Origin of the sequence: Rariglobus hedericola (assembly GCF_007559335.1) — a bacterium.
Classification (GTDB): domain Bacteria; phylum Verrucomicrobiota; class Verrucomicrobiia; order Opitutales; family Opitutaceae; genus Rariglobus; species Rariglobus hedericola.
In genome coordinates this window covers 1,980,363-2,002,283 of the sequence record NZ_VMBG01000001.1, presented here as the reverse complement: position 1 = coordinate 2,002,283, position 21,921 = coordinate 1,980,363, and the positions used below count along the sequence as shown (strand labels likewise).

Annotated in this window: 17 protein-coding genes; 6 read left to right on the top strand and 11 right to left on the bottom strand. The window is 56.8% G+C overall.

All coding sequences use genetic code 11. From position 1 onward, the window contains the following. Positions 1 to 100: 100 nt before the first annotated feature. The gene (locus FPL22_RS08745; RefSeq protein ID WP_144229838.1) at positions 101 to 1,984 is read left to right on the top strand and encodes a glycosyltransferase family 39 protein; all 1,884 of its coding nucleotides are present in this window, start codon (positions 101 to 103) and stop codon (positions 1,982 to 1,984) included. A gap of 6 nt (positions 1,985 to 1,990) precedes the next feature. Here FPL22_RS08745 and FPL22_RS08740 read toward each other — a convergent pair whose 3' ends face one another. Continuing rightward, entirely contained in the window at positions 1,991 to 3,988 is a 1,998-nt protein-coding gene (locus FPL22_RS08740; protein WP_162525240.1) for an ArnT family glycosyltransferase, read from the bottom strand. 70 nt (positions 3,989 to 4,058) lie between these two features. On the opposite strand from FPL22_RS08740, the gene FPL22_RS08735 reads away from it, so the two are divergent. Then, on the top strand, positions 4,059 to 4,793 hold the full coding sequence (locus FPL22_RS08735; RefSeq protein WP_162525239.1) for a class I SAM-dependent methyltransferase: 735 nt from the start codon (positions 4,059 to 4,061) through the stop codon (positions 4,791 to 4,793). On the opposite strand, the gene FPL22_RS08730 is transcribed toward FPL22_RS08735, so the two are convergent. The 4 genes from FPL22_RS08730 to FPL22_RS08715 form a co-directional block, all read right to left on the bottom strand. Then, positions 4,790 to 6,946, bottom strand: coding sequence for a hypothetical protein (locus tag FPL22_RS08730; protein ID WP_144229832.1), 2,157 nt, complete (start codon positions 6,944 to 6,946; stop codon positions 4,790 to 4,792). The two genes, FPL22_RS08735 and FPL22_RS08730, sit on opposite strands and share 4 nt — an antisense overlap. Before the next feature lie 82 nt (positions 6,947 to 7,028). Beyond that, the gene (locus tag FPL22_RS08725) at positions 7,029 to 8,006 is read right to left on the bottom strand and encodes a glycosyltransferase family 2 protein (protein WP_144229830.1); all 978 of its coding nucleotides are present in this window, start codon (positions 8,004 to 8,006) and stop codon (positions 7,029 to 7,031) included. Continuing rightward, entirely contained in the window at positions 7,970 to 9,430 is a 1,461-nt protein-coding gene (locus FPL22_RS08720) for a hypothetical protein (protein WP_144229828.1), read from the bottom strand. Before FPL22_RS08720 ends, FPL22_RS08725 begins: the two co-directional genes overlap by 37 nt. A 196-nt stretch (positions 9,431 to 9,626) precedes the next feature. Further along, complete coding sequence (locus tag FPL22_RS08715) at positions 9,627 to 10,316, bottom strand: glycosyltransferase family 2 protein (RefSeq protein ID WP_144229826.1); 690 nt, start codon at positions 10,314 to 10,316, stop codon at positions 9,627 to 9,629. A gap of 210 nt (positions 10,317 to 10,526) precedes the next feature. Between FPL22_RS08715 and xseA the strand changes: the two genes are divergently transcribed. Continuing rightward, complete coding sequence (xseA, locus tag FPL22_RS08710) at positions 10,527 to 11,774, top strand: exodeoxyribonuclease VII large subunit (RefSeq protein WP_238991351.1); 1,248 nt, start codon at positions 10,527 to 10,529, stop codon at positions 11,772 to 11,774. Between the two features lie 2 nt (positions 11,775 to 11,776). Here xseA and FPL22_RS08705 read toward each other — a convergent pair whose 3' ends face one another. Beyond that, complete coding sequence (locus FPL22_RS08705) at positions 11,777 to 12,766, bottom strand: DUF4886 domain-containing protein (RefSeq protein ID WP_144229822.1); 990 nt, start codon at positions 12,764 to 12,766, stop codon at positions 11,777 to 11,779. A 55-nt stretch (positions 12,767 to 12,821) separates the two neighbouring features. After that, positions 12,822 to 13,718, bottom strand: a complete 897-nt coding sequence (locus tag FPL22_RS08700; protein ID WP_144229820.1) for an AraC family transcriptional regulator — start codon at positions 13,716 to 13,718, stop codon at positions 12,822 to 12,824. 102 nt (positions 13,719 to 13,820) lie between these two features. Between FPL22_RS08700 and FPL22_RS08695 the strand changes: the two genes are divergently transcribed. Next, the gene (locus FPL22_RS08695) at positions 13,821 to 15,077 is read left to right on the top strand and encodes an L-rhamnose isomerase (protein WP_144229818.1); all 1,257 of its coding nucleotides are present in this window, start codon (positions 13,821 to 13,823) and stop codon (positions 15,075 to 15,077) included. A gap of 201 nt (positions 15,078 to 15,278) precedes the next feature. Here FPL22_RS08695 and FPL22_RS08690 read toward each other — a convergent pair whose 3' ends face one another. The 4 genes from FPL22_RS08690 to FPL22_RS08675 form a co-directional block, all read right to left on the bottom strand. Further along, the gene (locus FPL22_RS08690; RefSeq protein WP_144229816.1) at positions 15,279 to 16,790 is read right to left on the bottom strand and encodes a hypothetical protein; all 1,512 of its coding nucleotides are present in this window, start codon (positions 16,788 to 16,790) and stop codon (positions 15,279 to 15,281) included. 53 nt (positions 16,791 to 16,843) lie between these two features. Next, a complete protein-coding gene (locus tag FPL22_RS08685; RefSeq protein WP_144229814.1) occupies positions 16,844 to 18,001 on the bottom strand; it encodes a Gfo/Idh/MocA family protein in 1,158 nt (385 codons plus the stop codon). 126 nt (positions 18,002 to 18,127) lie between these two features. Beyond that, complete coding sequence (locus FPL22_RS08680) at positions 18,128 to 19,468, bottom strand: DUF1343 domain-containing protein (RefSeq protein ID WP_238991350.1); 1,341 nt, start codon at positions 19,466 to 19,468, stop codon at positions 18,128 to 18,130. Positions 19,469 to 19,529: 61 nt separating this feature from the next. Next, positions 19,530 to 19,799: a DUF1653 domain-containing protein gene (locus FPL22_RS08675; protein WP_144229812.1), complete on the bottom strand. Its 270-nt coding sequence runs from the start codon at positions 19,797 to 19,799 to the stop codon at positions 19,530 to 19,532. Between the two features lie 81 nt (positions 19,800 to 19,880). Between FPL22_RS08675 and FPL22_RS08670 the strand changes: the two genes are divergently transcribed. After that, positions 19,881 to 20,630 carry an alpha/beta hydrolase gene (locus tag FPL22_RS08670; RefSeq protein ID WP_144229810.1) on the top strand — a complete coding sequence of 250 codons (750 nt, stop codon included), beginning with the start codon at positions 19,881 to 19,883 and terminating at the stop codon, positions 20,628 to 20,630. After that, entirely contained in the window at positions 20,627 to 21,760 is a 1,134-nt protein-coding gene (locus FPL22_RS08665) for a DNA glycosylase AlkZ-like family protein (protein ID WP_144229808.1), read from the top strand. Before FPL22_RS08670 ends, FPL22_RS08665 begins: the two co-directional genes overlap by 4 nt. The last annotated feature ends 161 nt before the right edge of the window (positions 21,761 to 21,921 follow it).

The following is a 21,921-nucleotide window of genomic DNA, read 5'->3' as shown; positions in this document are numbered from 1 at the left end:
TTAATAATTTGATTAAGATTCGCAAATAAATTTCATTTGCGCCAATTATTTCAACTTTTGATCATTCATCGTCCGGATAAGTTATGGACGGTTCTCTTATATGATGTCACATCGTCTTGTTCTGCTGATTTTATTATGCATTTTTTCAGCGATCTTGGGTGTTTTTAGTTTTTCTCCGGCCAAGGCAGTCGAATTGGTGAGATATTACGGTTATTGGTCAATTCTCGGGGCATTCGCACTTTTCCTCTATTATCTGGTTCGGAGCCTCCGCGATGTCCGATTGTCGGTTCTGCTCTGGAGGAAAATGGGAGGGGTGTTACTTTTGATCATCTCCGCAACGATTTTTCTGCATTTGCACGAGCGGCATGAATTTAAGATCGTAGCAGACGAGGTCGTGTTGAGTTCGACGGCGATGCAAATGCATTTTGAGCGGGAGGCTGCGGTGGTGCTACGCGGATATGAATACGCGGGTAATTTCATACCAATGCAGGTTTTTGTGGACAAGCGTCCACTATTTTTTCCTTTATTGCTTTCGTTGGTTCATGATTTTACTGGGTATCGTGTAGGGAATGTTTTTGCTCTTAATGCTTTTGTTTCACTTGTTTTGATTTCGTTCTTGTTTTTGTTAGCCCGACGGCTGGGTGGTCCATGGGCCGGCGTAGGTGCAGTGTTGCTTTTATGCGGTATTCCATTGGTCGCTCAGAATGCAGTAGGTGGGGGCTTCGAGCTTCTAAATATTGCAATGATTACGGTTACATTTTGGCTTGGACTTCGGTATGCGGAACGGCCTGACGATGACGACCGATTATGTGCGTTTGCCCTTTCCGGAGTGCTGTTGTCTCAAACGCGCTATGAATCAGTGCTTTTCTTGCTTCCGGTGGCGGTATCTATTCTTTATCTATGGTGGAAGGGGGGGCGGGTTAATATACCTTGGCCATTATTGGCGGCTCCGCTTCTATTGATAATTTATCCTTTGCAGCACAAGGTCTTCGACCTTTCGGAAGGTAGCTGGCAAATGGCAGATGTTGCGGGTGCGACGACCCCTTTCGCCTTACGTTATTTTTATAATAATATTGGGCATGCGATGAATTTCTTTTTTAGTTTCGATGGAACTCAACCGAGTTCATGGTTGCTTGGTTTGGTTGGTTTGCCTGCTGTTGGGTTTTTTGTTTTGATGCTCTATAAAGAACATCTTCAGGTGTTCATTCGTGAGCCGGAGAAAGCGGTAGCCTGTTTGTTTGTTCTTACTCTCATAGTGCATACGGGGATTATGCTATGTTATTTTTGGGGGCATTGGGATGACCCGATTATTCGAAGGTTGAGTTTGCCTACTCAATTGTTGTTGATTTTTTGTGTCATTTTTGTGCTTCCAAAGTTGGTGGGCAATCCCGGTCGTTGGCGTGTTTTGGCTAGTATTGCGGGGTTGTATATAATTTGCTTCACGGTGCCTTCATCGGCCATGCATCGATTCACTCAGGAAAATTTCGCTGCACGGACTACGAATTGGATTGCGGGGTATGTTCGCGGTTTGGGTGAAAAGACAGCTTTGGCGATTGATAACAATTCTGGTCTTCAGTGGTTTCTTTATCGTAAGTCCTGTGTAAACCCGGCGTTATTACTTAATCGCCCCGATGAATTTATTTTTCATTTCAAGCGACACAGTTTTGATGAAGTCTTGGTGGTGCAGCGCGCAGGTCTCGATATAAAGACTGGCAATCGTTTTGTCTCGGTTTCTGATGATCTAGGACCAGGAGTAAAATTGGAACTTATTGAAGAAAAGGCATTTTCGCCGATTTATCTTGTGCGTTTAAGCCGTGTGCTATCTGTGGATGAACCGATATTTAAAGCATGGGTTGCAACTCGGCTTGAGCAGGATAAAAAGGATGCCAAGGCCAAGTCTTTAGCAACCACGACAACGACTGTGAAGACTATGGATACCGCTGATCCGAATTCCTTGGTGCTATGGCTGAAAAATTTGCCCTGAGCTTGGTCAGGGCTTGGGCGAGTTAACCGTATCTTCAATCATGTGAGCTAAGGAACTGAGCGATCCGTCAACTGCGGTGTATACTTCATCCTGGCTCAACTTATAGACCAAAATGCTGTAGTTAACCATCGCATCCGGCTTACGTAGGCGGAGATAAGTGGTAAGTCGGGCAAAGCGAAGACGGTCCAGAGCCCAGACTGCTTGTGCATCACTGTCTCCATATTGTGTGATTAAGGAGGAGCGTTTGCCGGCAGCAATTTCTGGTCGGATGCGGTGAAGCATCATCTGATAGGACTGCTCGTGTTGCAATGTCCAAGCCCCGCGCCATGGACTGTAAGTGTCTTGAAGTAGCGTTGCGCTGATGCAGTATAGGCCAGGCTGTAGTTCAATCCAATTTTTCTGCTGGTGATTATCATAAAACGGCGAGAGTGTGTCGGCTTGGATCCCCTCATAGCGCGGATTTCCCATTCCGCAGTAGGATAGATAAACATTCTCGTCTTGTTTGCGATGGGCTTGTAACCAGAGTTGCAAGCCGGGCAAGTCTTGGCCCCAGTCTAGTGAGCTGTCTACTAAGTGCTTATATCCTTGGGTGGGGCCGCCGCAAATAAAGTTGAAATAGGATAAATAGTTGGGGTAGCTGTTGAAGGCGGTTATGGCTGCAATGACTATGATGGTTCCCGCTAGCCATTTTATAACTGCAGATGCAGCCGGACGCACCAGCAGTCCACAGATGATAAACAGCGCTGGGTAGACCGGTAAAATGTGGCGATGACCAATATTTAAATTACTGGTCAAAGAGAATGCCCAGTAAACAACGAATAAAACCAGTAGGGGGGCGACGCGCCGGACATTGGCGAGTGATAAACATTTCGCCCGCCAGTGCGCAATGATGGCACAACCAGTGAGAACTATCGCGAGTAGCTCGGCAGGCGGAGTTTTGACAAGAAATGTGAACGGGAAAAAAGAGACCCATCCTGTATTACTGTATTCTCCATTTAAGAAGGCACTGCGTTCTTGTGAGGCATGTAAAACATAGGAAAATCCTTGGAGGTAGGCGTCGGGCAATAGATGGCAATTGCGTGAAACGCTTATGAGCACATGCCAGAACCCATGGGTTGGCATTACCATATCCCAGGACATGTAATATTGAGTAAGCGAGGGAACTGTGGATCCACATGCGTCAAACCGAAACCCAAATGACATCCATATGACAAACCAAGCGGTGCTTGCGTGAAGTATGACCGATACTAAAATATAACCAGCTCGAGACTTAAGTGTTTGGGCAAGCCAAACTTTTCGGCCCCATGCGATGCTAATCGGAGTAGATTCAGCCAGTCGCCAGAGAATCAGTATCCCGTAGACAGGTAATAGTATCAGGAAAGAGAACTTGGCCACTGCGGCAATACCAGTAACTACTAGGCTGAGGCAGACGGACCCGGCGTTCATATGCTCCATGTGACGCCAATAAGCACCTACTGCGGCCAGCAGGAAAAATGTTACCGTCATGTCAGAGGTGACGAGTGGCCCATGTGCCAGCGTGGTAGCTGAAAACACATAAAGGGCCAATCCCAGTAAGCCACCTGCATCTCCCCATAAGCGTCGGCCCCAAATAAATACGAGCAGACCCGTGGCGACGCTCCAGAGCATCATCATCGCGCGGGCGGATGCCAACATGAAGTCGGTGTTGTTTCCTGATTTAAAAAAAAACGCGTTACTGATCATCCAAACGTCGGAGACTTCCCACCAAAGCGGGCGGTCAGCGGGTTTCAGTCGGGGTTTTTGAAATAAAAGGGGAAGTGCGGCCCAACGCTGCGGAAGGTTGCCGTTTTCGGGCTGAAGCCGGTAGTCGTTAAACTTCCAATAGCTATATCCAGCGGTGAGGTGGGCGGTTTCATCGTTGGTCACACATTTCTCAAACGTAGCGCTTACACCCAGCCAGAAGTGGAACGCCAGCAGCATGGCGACACAGGCGGTGATAAAAGCGGAGCGGCTCGGAAGAGGCATGCGGCGGGCGACAATAACGTGGACAGAGCTTTGTGTTGCTTGGACTCTCGTCAATCCACGAACCGTTCCCATGAACGCCGAAGAATACGCAAACTTAGAACGCATCGAGCCCACTCACTGGTATTATGCTGGTAAACGAGAAATGGTGCGCCGGTGGATCAGCCGCGCCCGTCCTCCGCGGCGCGAGGACCTGCTGCTTGATTGTGGAGCGGGAACAGGTCTTTTTGCCCAAGAGATGCAGGGCATCTGCAGGGTCATGGTGCTGGATGATCATGAGGAGGCTTTGCGCATTCTTAAAACGCGGTTCGGCTCAGAGCAGATTTTGAGTCTTGCCGGCGATCGTGTGCCGCTGCCTGATGAGTCGCTCGATTATGTGACTGCTCTCGATGTGCTGGAGCATGTGCCTGACGATGCAGCGGTGGTGAGCGGCTTTCATCGCCTGCTTAAGAAAGATGGCATTGTGGTGATCACGGTGCCCGCAAGCATGGCTCTATGGAGTGATTGGGATGAGGCTTTGCATCATTACCGGCGTTATCATCGTGCGCAGCTCAGAACGCTTTTTGATGATTCCAAGTGGGAGGTCTTGCAGGTGAACTACACCAATATTGTAGTTTATCCGGCTGTCTGGCTGGTGCGCAAATGGCGCCGCAGGTTTCCTTTGCGGGAGGACCGGCCGCGTTCGGAGGACCGGTTGCCGCCGAGCTGGTTGAACGGGATGCTTAAGCGGGTATTTGTAGAGCTGGCGATGGTCAAGATACCTTTTCCATTTGGCGTAAGCCTTGTGCTCGTCGCACGTCGACGCTAAGGTGTTACTCGATTTCCCGTGGCGAGTTCCGCACCGCTATCAGGTATGATGCGGGCGGAAGCCAGCCTTTGACCGTTATCGGCATACAGAATGACTTCGAGCATGTGATCTGGCGGAAGTTTTGAAGGAGTGCTAAAAGTGAGCGTGATCCGTGCGATTTGGTTATTGGTCCAAGGCCAATCTACCGCATGGGTGGGGCCGGACACGGTGCCGTCGACATTGAGTGGAGTAACGGTCACTTTTGTTTGTGAAGCATCGAGGGTTAGCTTTCGTTGCGGTTTTTCCACGATGATCCATAGTTCGGCTCGAGACACCTTCTTGCCTTCATGTGGAGCCAATATAAGAGCCAAATTGACGGTATCCGCCGAGGTTGATACTGTAGCAGTCGAAACTGGCGCGATGGACCTTCCTTTGCGCACCCAGAACGAAGTGCCCTCAATCGTAAAGCATCGGCGAAAATGATTTCGTAGATAATCCATCAGCAGCCCATGTGGACGAAAACCTGATTGGATTAAATCTGATAAGATCATTTGTTGGACCACCAAGATTGGACGTTTGGCCGCCTCAAGTCTCCCGATTATCTCGATCTGCTGCTTTTCGGTGAGAAGTGAAAACCAATGGGTGGCGTTGGTCATCGTAGGGGTTTCTAGTCCCGACCACAAATTGAAGCTATAGGAACCAGGAAGACTAAAAAGCATGTCGCCGTGCACCCGGGCATTTTCAGAGATGATGCGCAGGGCCGAACTGTAGTTGGCGGGCATGTAGATTTGCTCGGCTCCGGGCTGCTCCAAAGCCTCGCCTCCATCTCGGGCGAAATCCCCCAGCTTTACGAAACTGAGGGTCAAATAAGCGGAAAGGGCGATCATGCAGACCAACAGGGCGGCTTGTGCCCGGCCCCCAATTTTCGAAGGAAGCCTCAGTGAGACATTATTTACGGCTTCTTCAAATCCAAGGGCCATTAGTGGGATCCAAAGAAAAACCCCCCAAGTCAACTGACTGCCTGCCACGGGAAAAGCGTGTAAACTTTGGAAAACCAGAAGCAGCGCAAGCCATGCTCGCGCCTGATTCGCAGGCTGCGCATCGCGTTTTTCTCGATCAAGCGGCCATGCAAATAGACCGGCTAGTGGCAGTCCATAATTGAAAGCCAAAGGACTCGGTGCCACTACCAAGTCTCTTAAAATAAAAAAGACATATGCAATTGTCGCCAGAATCTTGATCCACGCGACCGACTGGGTGATTCGGTGATCATGAGGAAGGCGACAGATGATTAACAGCAGTCCGACTGCTCCGATCGCCGTCCAAATTGTTCCGGGGAACCAAGTGGGGGAGAAAGCATACACCCCGGGATGTTTCAGCGGGGCCACGATGACCCCGTGCCAAAGTTCGGTTAGATTCGTGTCGCGCGGCAACAGCAGACCGGTAGCCGTCACAACCACCGTAATGCCGGCACCTACAAGCCAGCCCCATGCCGCGAGTCCGGCCGGTTGACGTTGCGCGGTTGATGTAACGGCCAAGATGGCTCCGGCAATGGATAGTCCGGACACTGCCGCAAAAGTTTGCACCCACCCATCGGCAATCCGGCTTTGCATAAGGATCATGGGCAGTAACAATCCCAATGCACCTAGAAGTATGTGATGCTGACGCCCTCGGTCCGCAGGTAAGCTAAGTATCAGCCAGAATACAGAGCTGAGGATCAGAAAAACACCGACGTTGATTTTTATCAGCGCGAGAAGTGCCCCGGCGACACCGGTTACGATACCGAATCCGTTAATGCGGCCCGTGCGCAGCATTTCCCAGCCAAGCCAGGCTGTGGCGGCGACAATAAGCGCGATAGTGCTGCCGGGATGCATGGGCTCCCGGGCCATGATCCATAGAAAACTAAAGGCTCCTGAAAAAACGCAAAAAACGGCAGGCCATGACCCGCGCGCACGTCGCACTAACAATGCGCAAAAAAACGCGGTGCAAGTCCAGTTAAACAGAGTGATCCAGCGTCCGGTCGTATTGTTCCATGCGAATCCCAACAGTCGATGCAGTGTGTCGTAGATCAGGTAAAACGCCGGGCCATATTGTGAATAAACCTGATTGTAGAGCGATCCATGCGTGCCGAAATCCCGCAGCGAGATGAGGACGTATCCTTCATCGTCATAGACCATGAAAAGGCTAAATAGAAAAAGGTGTCCAGCTCGGACAAGAGTCACGCCAATTACGGCGCACGCGATAAGGATTAGGAGTTTCTTAATCAAAACCGATCCTGCTTTTTACGATATAGTGAGGGCGGCGTTTTACCTCGTCATAAATACGTCCGAGATACTCGCCCAGCACACCAATGCCGATGAGCTGAACTCCACCTAAAAAGAGGACCAGGGTGACCAAGGTTGTGAACCCGGTCTGGGCAACCTCGATACCCAGAATACGACGGACGACAAAAAACGATCCCACGGCAAAACCCAGACCCGCGATCAAGATACCCGCATAGGTCAGCACCCTCAACGGAAGGTGGGAAAAACTGAAAATGCCGTCCAATGCGTAGCGCACAAGTTTGCGCAGTGTGACGGCGGGCGTGCCAGCGGCACGCTCGTTACGATCATACAAAATCTCGGCATGGCGAAAGCCTATCCAACTCCGCAGGCCTGGGAAAAACCGGTGCTTTTCAGACAATTGGTTGAATGCATTGACTGCGTTGCGACCAAGAAGGCCGAAAGTGCCGGTGTTGGCCTCAATGGGGAAGTCTATGAGGTGGCTGAAGACCTTGTGGAAGAAATCAAAGCCTATCCGGCGAAATCCTGTTTCTTGGCGCGACCTGCGCACGGCGAGCACGACCTCGGCGCCGGCTCTCCAAGCGGCAATCATCTCCGGAATAAGCTCAGGTGGATCCTGCAGGTCGGCATCCATGGTGATGGCGGCGTCGGCCTCGGCGATGCTGGCCAGTCCGGCTGTAAGAGCGGCCTGATGGCCGAAATTACGGGAGAAATCCACGAGTCTGAAACGAGAATCCCGGGCGATTTGGGCCGCGACAAGGTCTCGCGTATGGTCGCGGCTGCCGTCGTTGATGAAAACCACGAGCCAGTTGATGTCGTGCGTGGAAGTGAAAAGGGCTTCCAAGCGTTGGAAAAGCTCTGGTAGGACAGGCACTTCATTGAACACTGGGATGACCAAGGCAATTGTTGGAAGAGGCTTCATGGTGTTGAATGGACGTCGGCGGGAGGCGGCCATGAAAACAACGTCCAGAGCCCAAAGAGGTCTTCTTTAGCGTAAGACGGAAGGCAATAAGAACGGTAAAAACCTTTGACCAAAAAACGAGGATAGGCGACCACGCAGAGGCGGGGCGGCAGATGTGTGCTCAACGCCGTTCCGATCACTGGTGATCCGATGAGGGAGCGTGTGGCCAGGCCATCGTCTGCGTGGTAAAATGTTTTATCCGTGAAATAGGTGATCAACGGATTCCACGGGAAATAGACCAGACCCTCAAGCTGGGCGGCAATTGCCTCGCCTTGCTTTGGTAATTCAGTTTGCGGCTTAATGGAAAAATTCCCGAGCAATACTATTTGAAATCCAAAGATAATGAGGCTTGCCATCAACACGCCCCAAGAAGGGATATTGATTGAGCGCCCAAGCGTTCGTGCCAGCCAGATAGCGGTAATTGGAATCAGATAAAGATATCCGTGGAGAGAGTTTATGTTTCCGCCCACCGTTGCGAAACCGAGTAGATTGAATGGCAGGGAAACAAGAAAAGCCAGGCTGTATAAAAAAAGCGGACGCTCCGTATTAAAGACTTTTTTACCGACGAGTCCCAAAATAAGCAGGGGCACAAAGACGCACATAATCGTAGAAGAAAAATACAAGGGATGGGTAGCCTTGCTCCAGATGTTTTCAAAGGGGATTCGGGATGGGATCACAAACATGTTGTAAATCAGTCCGGGAGCACCGAACGCTAAGAGGAAGACCACGCCGGCAGCGGCGCCGGTGGCGAGGCACCTCCCGATGTGGGCGATCAGTCCGGAGAGCCGTTGATGGCAGCTTATCCATATTAACTGTGCAAGGACGGGGCCTAGTTCAGTGGGCTTGCACCATAAGGAAAGTGTTGCGGCTCCAGCTGCCAGCCAGAGGCGTCGGCCATCTTTGCTGGCATTCGCCGGATGTAATATAACTAGGGAAAGCAGTCCTAGCGAGACGGCTTGATTGTCCGCTTGAATAAACGAAAGGCTGGCCGAAGGCCACGCTGCCAGTGCTAGGCCCAAGGCTGTGAGTTGAGTCGTTAAGATTTCATCCCTGCCGAGTGCACGTATTACAAACCAGATCGGAGCTAGCACATACAACAGATTGAGCGCACCTGCGATGAGCAGCGCGGAGAGGGCGCTGGGCGCGAAAGTAGCCGGCAGTTGCAGTAGCAGAGGAACCGGGCCGTAGATCCAAGTGGTGACAGGACCTTCGTTGGGAGCGGGATATGTGTTTGCGCCGGCAGCAACCATGAAGCTGGGGGTGAGGCGGCATTCGTTCCATGACAGGCTGGGAAATGCGCAATAGTTGATCCATGTCCAAAGCAGCCCCAAAATAAGGACGGCGCTGGCGATCAAAACGATTTTTACCGAAGAAGCCGATCCGTTGGCGCAAGCTGGAACAATAGGGGGAGCGGTCATCGGATCGGAGTTAGTCGGACAGCGATTTCATGGAAACGAGGCCCAAGTAATTTGCCCTGCAGCTGTAAGCTCGAAGCCGATGTTCATTTGGGCATCCGTCATGTGTGTGCGTGTTGGCGGACCGATTGTTTGCTTGGGATGATCAGATGCAGGCGATAAATTTCCATGAAAGGCAGCCGGGTCCACGCAGCGTGAATCATCGAAACATGTTGTATTTAATGATTGCATATAAGGCGCGAAAGCCATCGCGCCAGCCGATCTTCTTTCCCTCTTTGTAAGTGCGTCCGTAGTAGCTAATGCCGACCTCGTAGATGACTATGTCGAGTTTGGCCACCTTGGCGGTGATCTCGGGTTCAAAGCCAAAGCGGTTCTCCTTAATCTCGATCTTCTGGATCACGTCGCGCTTGAAAACCTTATAGCAGGTTTCCATGTCGGTGAGATTGAGGTTGGTGAACATGTTGGAAAGCAGCGTGAGGAGCTTGTTGCCTACCATGTGCCAGAAATAAACGACGCGGTGGGCGTCGCCGCCGGAAAACCGGGAGCCGAAAACCACGTCGGCCCGGCCGCTTTCGATGGGTGCGAGCAGCCGCGGGTATTCGTTGGGATCGTATTCGAGATCGGCGTCTTGGACAATTACCACATCGCCGGTGGCGGCGGCGAAACCAGTGCGCAAGGCCGCACCCTTCCCTTGGTTGACATCGTGATAGATGATGCGGTCGACGAGTGAGGCGATTTCGATACGGAGAATGTCGCGGGTGCCATCAATCGAGCAGTCATCGACGATGATGATTTCCTTGTGCGTTACAGGGGCCGAGCGCACTCGGTCCACGATTGTGCGAATGGTGCCGACTTCGTTGTAACAAGGAATTATGATGGAGAGTTTCATGCCTGCGGGGGCAACTTAATCACCGAGAGGTCGGACGGAAGCTCATTTCTGAGTTGATATACCAGAATCGACTGACGCTTGACGGTCGGGAGTGGCGGTTGGCAGGCTGCGGGATGCAACGCTTATGCTTAGTGGTAAAGGTAAAAAGACCGAGTTGATTACATGCCGCTCCCGGACGACTTGATCGATAGCAGTGCGCGCATTGAGAGCGTGAGTGAGTTCACGCGGCGGGTGAAGACGGTGCTGGAGTCGCAAGTTCGGCCGGGGTGGGTTCGGGGCGAAGTCTCCAACTTGCGGGCACAGGCGAGCGGGCATGTTTATTTTTCACTGAAGGATGCGGGGGCGCAGCTTTCCTCCGTGATGTTTCGCGGGGATGCGGCGCGACAGGATGTGAAGCTCCGCGACGGGCTGCAGGTGGTCGTCTATGGCGAGATCTCGGTTTATGAGGCGCGTGGGAATTACCAGCTGATCGTGCGTGCGGTCATCGAGGACGGCGTGGGGCGATTGCAGAAAGAATTTGAAGCGCTGAAGCGACGGCTGGCGGATGAAGGGCTGTTCGCGGCGGAAAACAAAGTGGCGATTCCGGCGATGCCGCAGACGGTGGGCTTTATCACGTCGCCGACGGGCGCGGCGGTGCAGGATTTTTTGCGGATATTGATTCGTCGTGGCTGGCGAGGGCGGGTCGTCGTGCTACCGGCCAAGGTGCAGGGTGATGGCGCGGCGGCGGAGATAATCGAGATGTTGCAGCTCGCCCAGGATGAGGCGGCGTGCGGGGTGCGTTTTGATTTGCTGGTGATCGGGCGCGGCGGCGGTTCGCTGGAAGACTTGTGGGCATTCAACGAGGAGCCGCTGGTGCGGGCGGTGGCGGCGTGCCGGTTGCCGATTATTTCGGCGGTGGGGCACGAGATTGATTTTACTCTCGGTGACTTCGCGGCGGACGTGCGCGCGGAGACGCCGAGTGCGGCGGCGGAGTTGATCTCAAGCGGCTTCGTCGCGGCGACGGAGCGCGCGGCGCGGTTAGATGAGGATTTGAATCACCATGTCGATGCGGCGTTGGAGTCAGCGGCCGATCGTCTGGATCATGCGCGGTCGCGGCTGCGTTTGTTGGCACCATCGGCACAGGTGGAGCGTGGGTTTTTACGGCTGGATGATTTGGCGAACCGGTTGAGCGGGGCGCTGAGTGCGACGGTGCAGACGAGGAGACAACGGTTGAGCGAGGTGCGGTCGTTGTTGCGCGAGCGTTCGCCGCAGCGGCGCGTGGAGTCGGAGTCGCAGCGGTTGCTGGCGTTGTGGAAACGCTTGCAGGCGGCGAGTCCGGCATCGGTCTTGAATCGCGGGTTCGTGATCATGCGCGATGCGGACGGGAAGCCGGTGCAGAAAAAAGCCGCGGTCCAAAAAGGACAGCGGCTGGCGGCGGAGTTCGCCGATGGAACGGTGGCGGTTAAGGCGGAAGGCTGAGATTATTTGGCGACGACGGGGTGCAGCGCGGCTTCGCGGGCGCGCTCGGCTTTGACGGCGGTGAGGGCGTGGGCGCGGAGATCGGCGGCGTCTTCGGCGGTCATGCCGATGGGCGCGTAGGAATCGGGTAGCGTGTCGGTCTGATAGAGTATCGAATACCAGACGTTGGCACCGAGGTATTGGCCGGCGGGGTTGCAGTGGATGGCGTCGAGCGTGAAGGCGGTGGCGCCTGCTTTGTTTTTCTTCCAATGCCAGCCGATGTTCAGGCTGGTGCGCTGATCGGGCAGCTGGCCGGCGGGAGGATTTTTGAAGTCGAAATTCGGATCCGTGACGTAGGTCCAGCGCGGGGTCTGGCGGGCGAGGTTCAGGGCATCGCCCACGGGGAGGACACGGAAGCCTTTGCCGTCGGCGAAATTTTTGTAGGTCGAGGTCAGGCCGGTATACATCTTGGCGGGGGTGAAGCCGTCGTCTTTTTTGAACCAGTCGTGATCTTCGCGGTAGGCCCAGGTTTGATGGACGACGATCTCGGCGGTGGGCGCGTATTTATGGATGGCGGCGATGAGTTCGTCGGCGAAGGGCTGAAAGGTCTCGGGCTTAAAACTCAATTGGCTCCATTGCTGGATAGTGACGACATCCCAGGCTTGAGCGGAGAGTAATTCGGGGAGTGACATGTCGCGCTTCTCTCCGGTCTTGGGGTCGGTGGCGCCCTTGTAAGCGTGACCGTTGGGATTGCCGGATTCGGCTTCTTTAAGGTGGCGCGCGTGGCGTTCGAGCGGGCAACCGCCGATGCTGGCGCGGCCGATGATGAGCTCTTTGCCGGCGGCCTTGACGACTTGTGGGAGGAGTCGGGTGGCATCGTCGGAAAAGCTGTTGCCGATCGCAAGGAGTTTGAGCGATTCGCGCTCAGCGGAAAAAAGAGAAGGAGTGAGCAGGACAACGGCGAGAATCAGGCCGCTGAGTCGTGCCAACGAGCGAGGGGATGCGGGGTTCATGGAGTGGATACGGTGACGGGGGAAAGTGGCAGGCGTCAAATCCCGGCGCCTTTGTCTAACTGGATGTTTTAACCGGCCGGCGGCGCCAGTGGGCTGGTGACGTGCCGAACGCCTGCTTGAAAGCGGCAGAGAGGTGATAGGGCGAACTGAAGCCGAGTTGCGCGGCAATGTCTTTCAATGGTGCGGTGCCGTTGCCGAGGAGACGACGGGCTTTTTCCAAGCGGAGGCGGAGCAGGTAGGCGTGCGGAGCGAGGCCGGTTTGCTTCGCGAATTCACGACGAAAATATGAATAGGCCACTCCGAGTTCACGGGCGAGGGCGGGCATGGCGGGTGGATTTTCGAGGCGTTCAGCGAGCAGGACTTCGGCACGGCGAATGGCCCGTGCGATATCGCTTTCGGGTGCGTTGACTTGCCGGCGGACGGTGTCGAGTTGGGTGAGCAGTTGCCACGCCCAGCCGGTGAGTTCGGGATCAAAGCCGGATTCGTTTTCGCGCAGCCGTGCGTGCAATCGCGTGAGGAGCGATTCGGCCGAAGTGCCGGTGAAAGATTGCACGGGTTGATCGGGCGAAAGAATCCCGGCGGATTGGAGGCGCTCGAGTGCGGGCCCTTGCAACTCCAACCAGAGTTCGGTCCAGCCGGTTTCAGGGTCGGGGCGATAGCGGTGCCATTCGTCGGGGAAGAGTAGCAGCAGATCGCCTTTGGAAACGGAGGTGAGCGGTTGGCGGGCGGATTCAAACCAACCGCGACCAGCGGTGATAGCCACCCATTGCCAGGCCCCGAGGACGCGACCGTGATCCCAGGAAAAAGCGTGATCGGCGGGGTGACCCGCAGGTGGATACGGGGCGGACGGAGGGCTTTTAAGTCGGCCGCCACCCGTTACCGCAACGCCCCAGATATCCGCTTCACGAGGGCGCGGAAGGTAACGAGAGAAGTGAGTTTCAGGATGGCTCAATTTCTATATGAAAAGAGTCATTGGGTGCATTCACAAGACGCTAAAATAGGTCTAATATGAGACGCTAAACCCCGATCAAACCCCCGTATCATTCTGTATATTATGAGCACTTCGTTTTTTGCCGAGGCCCGTGACCGTTACGCCGCGCTGGGCGTGGATGTTGAAAGCGTTCTGGCCACGTTGGCGGCGACGCCGATTTCGTTGCATTGCTGGCAAGGGGACGATGTCGGAGGCTTTGAAAAACCGGGCGCCGGACTTTCCGGCGGCGGCATTCAGGCGACCGGCAACTATCCGGGCAAGGCGCGCACGATTGTCGAGCTGCGTGCGGATCTGGAGCAGGCGGCAAAGCTCATCCCCGGGAAAAAACGACTGAACCTTCACGCGCTGTATGCAGACCTTGGAGGCAAGAAGGTGGAGCGCAGCGATTATGGCGTGGAGCATTTCCAGTCGTGGATCGACTGGTGCAAGGCGCAGGCGTGGGGCATGGATTTTAACCCGAGCTATTTTTCGCATCCGCTGGCGAACGACGGATTCACGCTGAGCAGCGCCGACAAGGCGGTGCGCGATTACTGGATCTCACACGGCATAGCGTGTCGCAAGATCGCTGAGGCCGCGGGCAAGCAGCTCGGTTCGCGTGCTGTCACCAATGTGTGGATACCGGACGGCCAGAAGGATCTGCCCGCCGACCGGAAGGCGCCGCGTGAGAGGCTGGCATCGTCGCTCGACACGATTTTTGCGGAGAAGATCGATGAGTCGCACAACGTGGACGCGGTGGAGTGCAAGCTGTTTGGCATCGGCTCTGAAAGCTACGTGGTCGGTTCGCATGAGTTCTATATGGGGTATGCGGTCACGCGTCAGAAATGGCTCTGTCTGGATGCCGGACACTTTCACCCGACGGAGACGATCGCGGACAAGATTTCAGCGGTGATGCAATACGTTCCGGGCGTGCTGCTGCACGTGAGCCGCGGCGTGCGTTGGGACAGCGACCATGTGGTGACGCTCGATGATCCTACAAAGGCGATTTTCGAGGAGCTGGTGCGTGGTGAGTATCTGCCGCGCACGGCTATCGGGTTGGATTTCTTTGATGCGAGCATCAATCGCATCGCGGCGTGGACGATCGGGACGCGCTCGGCGCAGAAGGCGCTGCTGCTCGCACTGCTCGAGCCGGCGAAGCAACTGCGCGCGGCCGAAGCGGCGGGGGACAACACGACGCGCCTCGCGCTGATGGAAGAACTCAAGACGCTGCCCTTCGGTGAAGTCTGGGACGAGTTCTGCCGCCGTGAGAACGCCCCGGTGGGCGCGGCGTGGATCGGCGAAGTGAAGGCCTACGAGAAGGCCGTGTTGAGCAAACGCGCTTAAGCATCCGGCGCGAAAAAGCCCAGGCTAAGTGGCCGGGGCTTTTTTGTGTTTGTGGGCAGGGCGGGGATTACGGATTGGGAAACTTGACCCATTTGGCGCCGAGCTTCGCCGGTGGATGGCGGCGTTGACCGCAGCGTTACGCGTATAATTCCAGGAGGTGTTGAGATGGTTTATTCTGCATCGGTCCTCACGCGCGGAGCATTATTGGGCAGAGCTGGGCTTTCGCTGAACGCCAGCGTCGGGCGCGCCGAATTTGTAGGTGTAAGGTTCACCGCTGCGGTTCTCGTAAGCGGAGCGGAGCAGGAAACCGCCATCGGGTGTTTTTTCGAACGCAAAAGGCGCGGTCGTCTCGGCGGAGCCTTTTAGCCCCCATGGGTCGGGAGGAGTGGCACCGGACTGGCCGAGACGGTGGCGGATGGCAGCCTCAAGCAAGGTGGGTTGCAGTGAGGCGGCGTTCAGGGTGCGCGCGACCTGACTGATTGTGGGCATGATCATGGCAAGCAGAGGATCGGTGGATGGGGCGGGCGTCACGGGTTGAGGCTTTTTACTTTGTTGGGCACTGAGGACCTGTTCGGCCATGCGCCGGTCGTATTCTTCAATCAGATCGATCGCATAGCCTTCGGGCCCGTCGGGATGGGCGAGGGCGCGACGCACCCATTCAGGAGTCTTTGACGGCGGCTCATTCCCCAGGTCTTCGCCGAGGAATTTTCGCAACCGGGCGATATCGTCGCGTGCTGATACGAATTGTTTCGACTGGAGGTCGAGCACGGCGGGCGTGCCATTTATGCGCATCCAGGCGCGCCCTGATTTGGCGTCGAAGCGGATCAATTTCACGCCTTCGGCGGATCGTTTGTTGGTGACGGAGAACGAGTGTCCGGTGGCAATGTTTTCGAGATGGATGAGCTGCTCACCATCAGCGTCGATCAGTCCGCTGAGGCGGAGGTTTTTGAGCGCAGGCGAGACTGCGGAGCCCGAGGAGGCATCAAGTGTGTCGATGCCCTCCGCTTGGAGGGCGAGTAATCCCGGCAGGATGATCCGCTCGAGCAGGGGTATAAAAAATACATTTCGCTCTGATTGCAGGGCGTGTTCGATGCCGGCTGGTTGAGGGAGCTGGCGCCAAGTGGAGGAGAGCAATTCGAGTTCTTGCGGTGAGAACGCGGTGAGACGGCGGGCCGTCCCGGCGGAGGCGATTCCTTCGATGGCAACGCCGGTCAGACCCTGAATGAGTGTGGCACCGGAGCGAATGTCGCGACCAAAACGGGCGGTCGCGGCGTAGAGCGGAATGGCGTCGGCGGCCGGCGAAGTGTCGGCAACTTTGGTCGTGATTCGCGCTAGATCGAGCATGGCACCGACATCGGGGATTAAGAGATGGAAGGGATTATCCGGATTTTTGGGGTCTTGCTTGGGTGGCCAGAGTTCGGATTGAGAGGCGCCGATTTTTGAGGCGGCGGCGAGGTCGTTGGCCAGGGCGCGTGCGATCACCTGATGTGATGCGTCGAGCGGTGCGGAGGCATTTTCTTTGGAGGCGTCGGGCGACAGCCAGTTAGAGAGCACCTCGCGGTCACTCTCGGGTAGAGAAAGCCAGCGCAGGGCGACGGCCCGGTAGGGGTTTGCCTCTGGCAGGTGGGAAACGCGTTCGGTCGGGTCTGGTTGTCCCGAGAGCGGGACAAGCGTTGCGAAGATGAAGAAGGCGATGACGCGGAGCCTGCGCATTTGAAATGATAACAAAAGCCCGCCGACATGCCTGCTGGCTTGATTGAAGAGGATTACGGGTTGGGAAACTTGACCCACTTGGCGCCGAGCTTGGAAGACTTCACGACGGTCTCGATGAAAGCCATGCCTTCGATGCCGTCTTCGATGGTCGGGAAGTCGAGATCCTTGGGCTGGCGCAAGCCGGATACTTCGGCGGAGATGGCGCGGAAGGCTTCGCGGTAAATGTTGGCAAACGCTTCGAGATAACCTTCTGGATGACCGGGCGGGGTGCGCGTAGCGGAGTTGGCGGCGGGGGCGTTGTAGCCTTGGGCGCGGCCCCAGACTTCGGTGGGTTTGTCGGCGTATTTGACGACGAGCTGGTTGGGGTGCTCCTGCTTCCATTCGAGTCCGGCCTTGGTGCCGTAAACGCGGAGGCTAAGGTTGTTCTCTTCGCCGACGCAGATTTGCGAGGCGTGGAGGATGCCTTTGGCGCCGCCTTTGAAGCGGAGGAGAATGTTGCCGTCGTCGTCGAGGGCGCGGCCTTTCACGAAGGCGGTGAGGTCGGCGCAGAGAGAGTCGATTTTCAGACCCGTGACGTAGTGGGCGAGGTTTTCGGCGTGAGTGCCGATGTCGCCCATCGAGCCGGCGGCTCCGCTGCGCTTGGGGTCGGTGCGCCAGGCGGCTTGTTTTTGGTCGGTCTTCTCAAGGGCGGTGGACAGCCAGCCTTGCGGATATTCGACGACGACCTTGCGGATATCGCCAAGCGCACCGGTGCTCACGAGATGGCGCGCCTGTTTCACCATGGCGTTGCCGGTGTAATTATGGGTAAGGACAAAAACCTTTTTGGTCTTCGCGATGATTTTGCGCAGGGTGACCGCTTCCTTGAGGTTGAAGGTGACGGGCTTGTCGCAGACGACGTTGAAGCCGCTTTCGAGGAACAGCTGCGCGGGCGGGAAGTGCTGGTGGTTGGGTGTGACGATGACGACGAAGTCGAGGCGTTCGCCGGCGGGCTTGCGGCTCTCGAGCTTGGCCATCTCGGCGTAGGAGCCGTAGACACGCGCCGGATCGAGGAACAAGTCGGCACCGGAAGCCTTGGAACGCTCGGCGTCGGAGGAGAACGCGCCGGCGACGAGCTCGGCCTGGTTATCGAGGGAGGCGGCGATGCGATGGACGGCGCCGATGAAGGCACCGCGTCCGCCGCCGATCATGCCGTAACGAAGTTTGCGATTCATAGATGGAGAAAAGTAACGAGTCGGTCGTGACGGGTAACGAGTGGATATAAAAAGAGGTAGCAGGCGTGCTACTCACCAGAGGCTATTCGCTCCTGCTGGTTACGAATTTTTTTGGCGAACCGAGGCTTAGTTGTAGAGCCAGTATTTCCGCGTCAACTGCTGGTAGGAGAGGGCCTGATTGCGCCAGGCGGCGATGTTGGCCTCGACGTTCACGTTGGCGCCGTCGCGCTTGAGAGCGGTCCACCACGCGGTGGAGCCGACGTGGATGTTGAAGCTGCGCGCCTGCACCGAAGTGACTTTGAGAAACGGGTTGGGCGGATCGTAGCGACAGGCGAGGCGCATGAGTTCAAAGCTGAGCTCGGTCGGACGCCACGCCTGCCAGTCGGAAACGTCGACGTAGACGCCCTCCTTGGGTTTGCCGGCGGCATCGGGCACAGTGATCTTGCGATAGGAAAGACCGGCGATGTTCAAAGCCTTGAGATCGCGAATAAGGCGGTCGGCGGTCACGCCCTTGAAGGTGAGTCCGCGGAAAGGGAAACTCGTGCCGACGCCGTGTTTGAAACCGCTGTATTCGCAGCCGAGGCCGATCATGGCGTAGCCCATCACGGCGGGGAAATCGCGGACGAGCGGCGAGGTCGGAATAAACTTCAGGCCGGTATCGGGCCAACGCATCGAACGCTTCCAGCCGCGCATCGGAACGAGGGTGATGCGGCCCTTGCGGCGGACAGATTCAGGAACGGCGAGAATGCCGGGTTCGCTGGCGGCGAGGCGGGCGATCTCGGCCATGGTGAGACCGTGGACGTAAGGCATCTGGTAAGCACCGACGCCGCTGAACCATTCGCGATCAAGGATGGGACCGTCGACCTTGAAGCCGCCGAGGGGGTTGGGGCGGTCGAGAACGATGACCTCGACGCCGTTTTCGAAACATGCCTCGATCGCGTAGCGCATGACCACGTTGTAAGTGTAGCTGCGCACGCCGATGTCCTGCAGATCGATGACGAGAGCATCGAGGCCCTTGAGCTGGGAGGGGGTGGGTTTACGGTTTTTGCCGTGCAGCGAATAGACGGGCAGCTTGGTGCGCGGATCGATGACGTCCTCGAAATTGACGGAGGCCTTCACGTCGCCGCTGAGGCTGTGCTCGGGGGCGAAGAGGGCGACGAGGCGGGCGTTAGGCGCGCGGCGGAGAACATCGATGGTGCTTTCGCCGCGACGGTTGACGCCGGCGGGATGGGTGAGCAGTCCGACCTTTTTACCGGCAATGGCGCGGAAGCCGGTCGCCTCCAGCACATCGATGCCGAGCATGACGGGATACACGACAGGCTGCGGGGCGGGGGCAGGTGCTAACGCGGGTCTGGGAAGGGTGCTGGCGGGCGTGGGCAGGGGGGCCGGAGACGTGGAGCGGCAGCCGACGAGTCCGGTGAAAGCAAAGAGCAGCGAGAGGGAAAGAAAGCGGGGGAGGCCGGACATACGCAGAACGACTTTGCGACCGAGGCGGGATGCGTCGAGGAGTAATGGCCGCGAGCGAAAGTTATTCGGCGCCGACGTAGGCGAAACGCGGCTGGATGCGTCCGTCGATTTCGATGGTTTCGAGGAACATGGCGCGCGGGCGGACCCAGAGCCCGTAGTCGCCGTAGAGAAGCCGATAGGTGACGAGTTCCTCCTCGGTCTCGGAATGGCGGGCGACGCCGAGAACGAGGTATTCCTTGCCCTTGTAGTGGCGGTAGCGGCCGGGGAGCGGGCCGGCGGGATGAACGGGAATGGGCGGGACGGGCGCGGATGAAAGGGAGTCGGCGGACATGGTGCGTTCAATGTGGGAATGCGCGGGAAGGGCGCAAGGCGGGGGATTTGACCTTCATGCGCGGCGTGCTCCTTTAGATGTATGTCGAAGTCACCGGTGCCTGCCGCGTTTCATCTTTCTGGATTGGGGACGGATTACGCGATCTACGTTGATCTGCCGGAAGGCTCCAAACCGGATGCGGGCGAGCCGTGGATCACGGTGCTGTGTCTGGATGGCGACGATCAATTTGCGGACTTGTGCAAAGCGCGTAAGGTGGTTGCCAAGACCCACGCGTTGCCGCCGTTGTTGCTGGTCGGAATCGGTTATGGCGCGAGCTATGGGAAGCCGGGCAACAAGCGTTCGCGCGACTACACGCCGGTGGCGATCACGGAAGCGCCGGATGCGGGCGGGGCGGATGCGTTTCTGGAGTTTTTAACGGGCACGGTGTGGACGGAATTGGCGCGGCGTTATCCGGTGCATCCGGAGATTCGCGGCATCGCGGGGTATTCGCTGAGCGGGTTGCTGGCGCTGCATGCGCTGTTCAAGCCGCAGCCGTTCTTTAACCGCGTGCTGGCGGCGTCGCCATCGATCTGGTGGGGCGAACGCGCGGTGTTGGCACCGTTGGTAGTGTTGCAGGACAGGGATGAGGCGTTGCCCGCGAGGCTCTTTTTGAGCGTGGGTTTGAAGGACTCGCAGTCGATGACGGGCGACCTGGATTTGCTGGAGGCACAACTCGCGGCGCGGCCGGTGCGTGAACTCACGGTGAGCGGTGCGCGGTTCCCCGAGTGCAATCATTTCAACGCCATCGCGGTGAGCTTTCGCACGGGACTGGTGGAGTTGTTTGCCGGATGAAGACTCTGCTGCCCGAGCCGATTAAGTTGAGCCCCGGGCATGCGCGCTGGTTTGCGTTGCACGCACTCGGGCTGGTCGAGGCGCATGCATCGATCGCGGGCGTGCTGGCGCATCATGGGTATGTGCAGATCGATCCGATCAATGTCTGCGGGCGCATGCATGATCTGATTTTGCGTTCGCGACTCAGCGAGTATCGCGAAGGTGATCTATTGCGATTTGTGCACGGAGAATCCGCGTCACTGGCGGCGGAGCAGCGGACGGCGTTCGAACATCATCTGCCTTCGACGGGAATTTTGGTGGTGTTGGAAAACTCCGCGTGGCCCTACCTGCAGGTGGCGATGCGGGCGCGATCGCGGCGGGCGGGCGCGTGGTCGGGGAAACTTACGGCGCGCGAGGCGGAACTGGCGCCGCGTTTGCTGGCGGAGTTGTCGGCACGGGGTCCGCTGGGATCGGATATGATCGATGATCCGCGTGCAGGCGTGCGCACGTGGGGAACAGCGACGCTGGTGAAAGCCACGTTGCAAAAGCTCTTTTTCCACGGACGCATTTTAATCGCGAGGCGCGAGGCGGGGCGGCGGCTTTACGACCTGCCGGAGCGGGTGTTGCCGGCTGCGGTGTTGCGCCAAGGCGCGGCCTCTCCGGACGAAGTTGCGCGCTGGGAGACGTTGCTGAAGCTCCGTCAGCGCAGACTTACCCCGCTCAAGCGCGGTGAACTCGCGCACGTGGCGGACCTCGTGCAACCGATTCGGGTCGAGGGCGCGCCGCTGTTGTATGCGCTCAGATCTGATGCGGAGTTGATTGAACGTGCTGCGGGCGGAATCACGTCTGCGGGTGCGGCCAGCGCGCGACTGCTGGCACCGTTGGACCCGTTGATTTACGACCGCACGGTGACGCGGGCGCTGTGGGGTTTCGATTACACCTGGGAGGTATATACGTCACCGTTGCGGCGCAGACGCGGCTACTACGCGCTGCCCTTGCTGTCGGGCGATGCGCTGGTGGGTCACGTCGATCCGAAGGCGGATCGCAAGGCGGGGAAACTGCAGGCCGTCTCTCGCGAAGTGAAACGCGGATATACGAAGGCGGCGAATGTGGCGCTGAAGGAACTCGCGCGTTTTTTAGAACTGCGGTGAGCGCACATTTACGTTGTCTGACGCGCCACTGCCAGCGGGCTGCCACGTGTGTGCTTAATAATGAACGGCAGACGTGAGTGTCTGTGTGTGTGCGGTGCATTCACAAAAAAAGAAGGCCGCCCAAAGGCGGCCTTCTTTAAGGAACGTAAGGTAATCGACAG

Bases quoted from the DNA above. Each gene is read 5' to 3' on its own strand.
- FPL22_RS08720 (WP_144229828.1), bottom strand. From the start codon at position 9,430: ATGACCGCTCCCCCTATTGTTCCAGCTTGCGCCAACGGATCGGCTTCT.
- FPL22_RS08680 (WP_238991350.1), bottom strand. From the start codon at position 19,468: ATGTCCGGCCTCCCCCGCTTTCTTTCCCTCTCGCTGCTCTTTGCTTTC.
- FPL22_RS08725 (WP_144229830.1), bottom strand. From the start codon at position 8,006: ATGGCCGCCTCCCGCCGACGTCCATTCAACACCATGAAGCCTCTTCCA.
- FPL22_RS08675 (WP_144229812.1), bottom strand. From the start codon at position 19,799: ATGTCCGCCGACTCCCTTTCATCCGCGCCCGTCCCGCCCATTCCCGTT.
- FPL22_RS08730 (WP_144229832.1), bottom strand. From the start codon at position 6,946: ATGGTCTATGACGATGAAGGATACGTCCTCATCTCGCTGCGGGATTTC.
- FPL22_RS08705 (WP_144229822.1), bottom strand. From the start codon at position 12,766: ATGAACCCCGCATCCCCTCGCTCGTTGGCACGACTCAGCGGCCTGATT.
- FPL22_RS08690 (WP_144229816.1), bottom strand. From the start codon at position 16,790: ATGCGCAGGCTCCGCGTCATCGCCTTCTTCATCTTCGCAACGCTTGTC.
- FPL22_RS08685 (WP_144229814.1), bottom strand. From the start codon at position 18,001: ATGAATCGCAAACTTCGTTACGGCATGATCGGCGGCGGACGCGGTGCC.
- FPL22_RS08665 (WP_144229808.1), top strand. From the start codon at position 20,627: ATGAAGACTCTGCTGCCCGAGCCGATTAAGTTGAGCCCCGGGCATGCG.
- FPL22_RS08735 (WP_162525239.1), top strand. From the start codon at position 4,059: ATGAACGCCGAAGAATACGCAAACTTAGAACGCATCGAGCCCACTCAC.
- FPL22_RS08715 (WP_144229826.1), bottom strand. From the start codon at position 10,316: ATGAAACTCTCCATCATAATTCCTTGTTACAACGAAGTCGGCACCATT.
- FPL22_RS08670 (WP_144229810.1), top strand. From the start codon at position 19,881: ATGTCGAAGTCACCGGTGCCTGCCGCGTTTCATCTTTCTGGATTGGGG.
- FPL22_RS08745 (WP_144229838.1), top strand. From the start codon at position 101: ATGATGTCACATCGTCTTGTTCTGCTGATTTTATTATGCATTTTTTCA.
- FPL22_RS08695 (WP_144229818.1), top strand. From the start codon at position 13,821: ATGAGCACTTCGTTTTTTGCCGAGGCCCGTGACCGTTACGCCGCGCTG.
- FPL22_RS08740 (WP_162525240.1), bottom strand. From the start codon at position 3,988: ATGCCTCTTCCGAGCCGCTCCGCTTTTATCACCGCCTGTGTCGCCATG.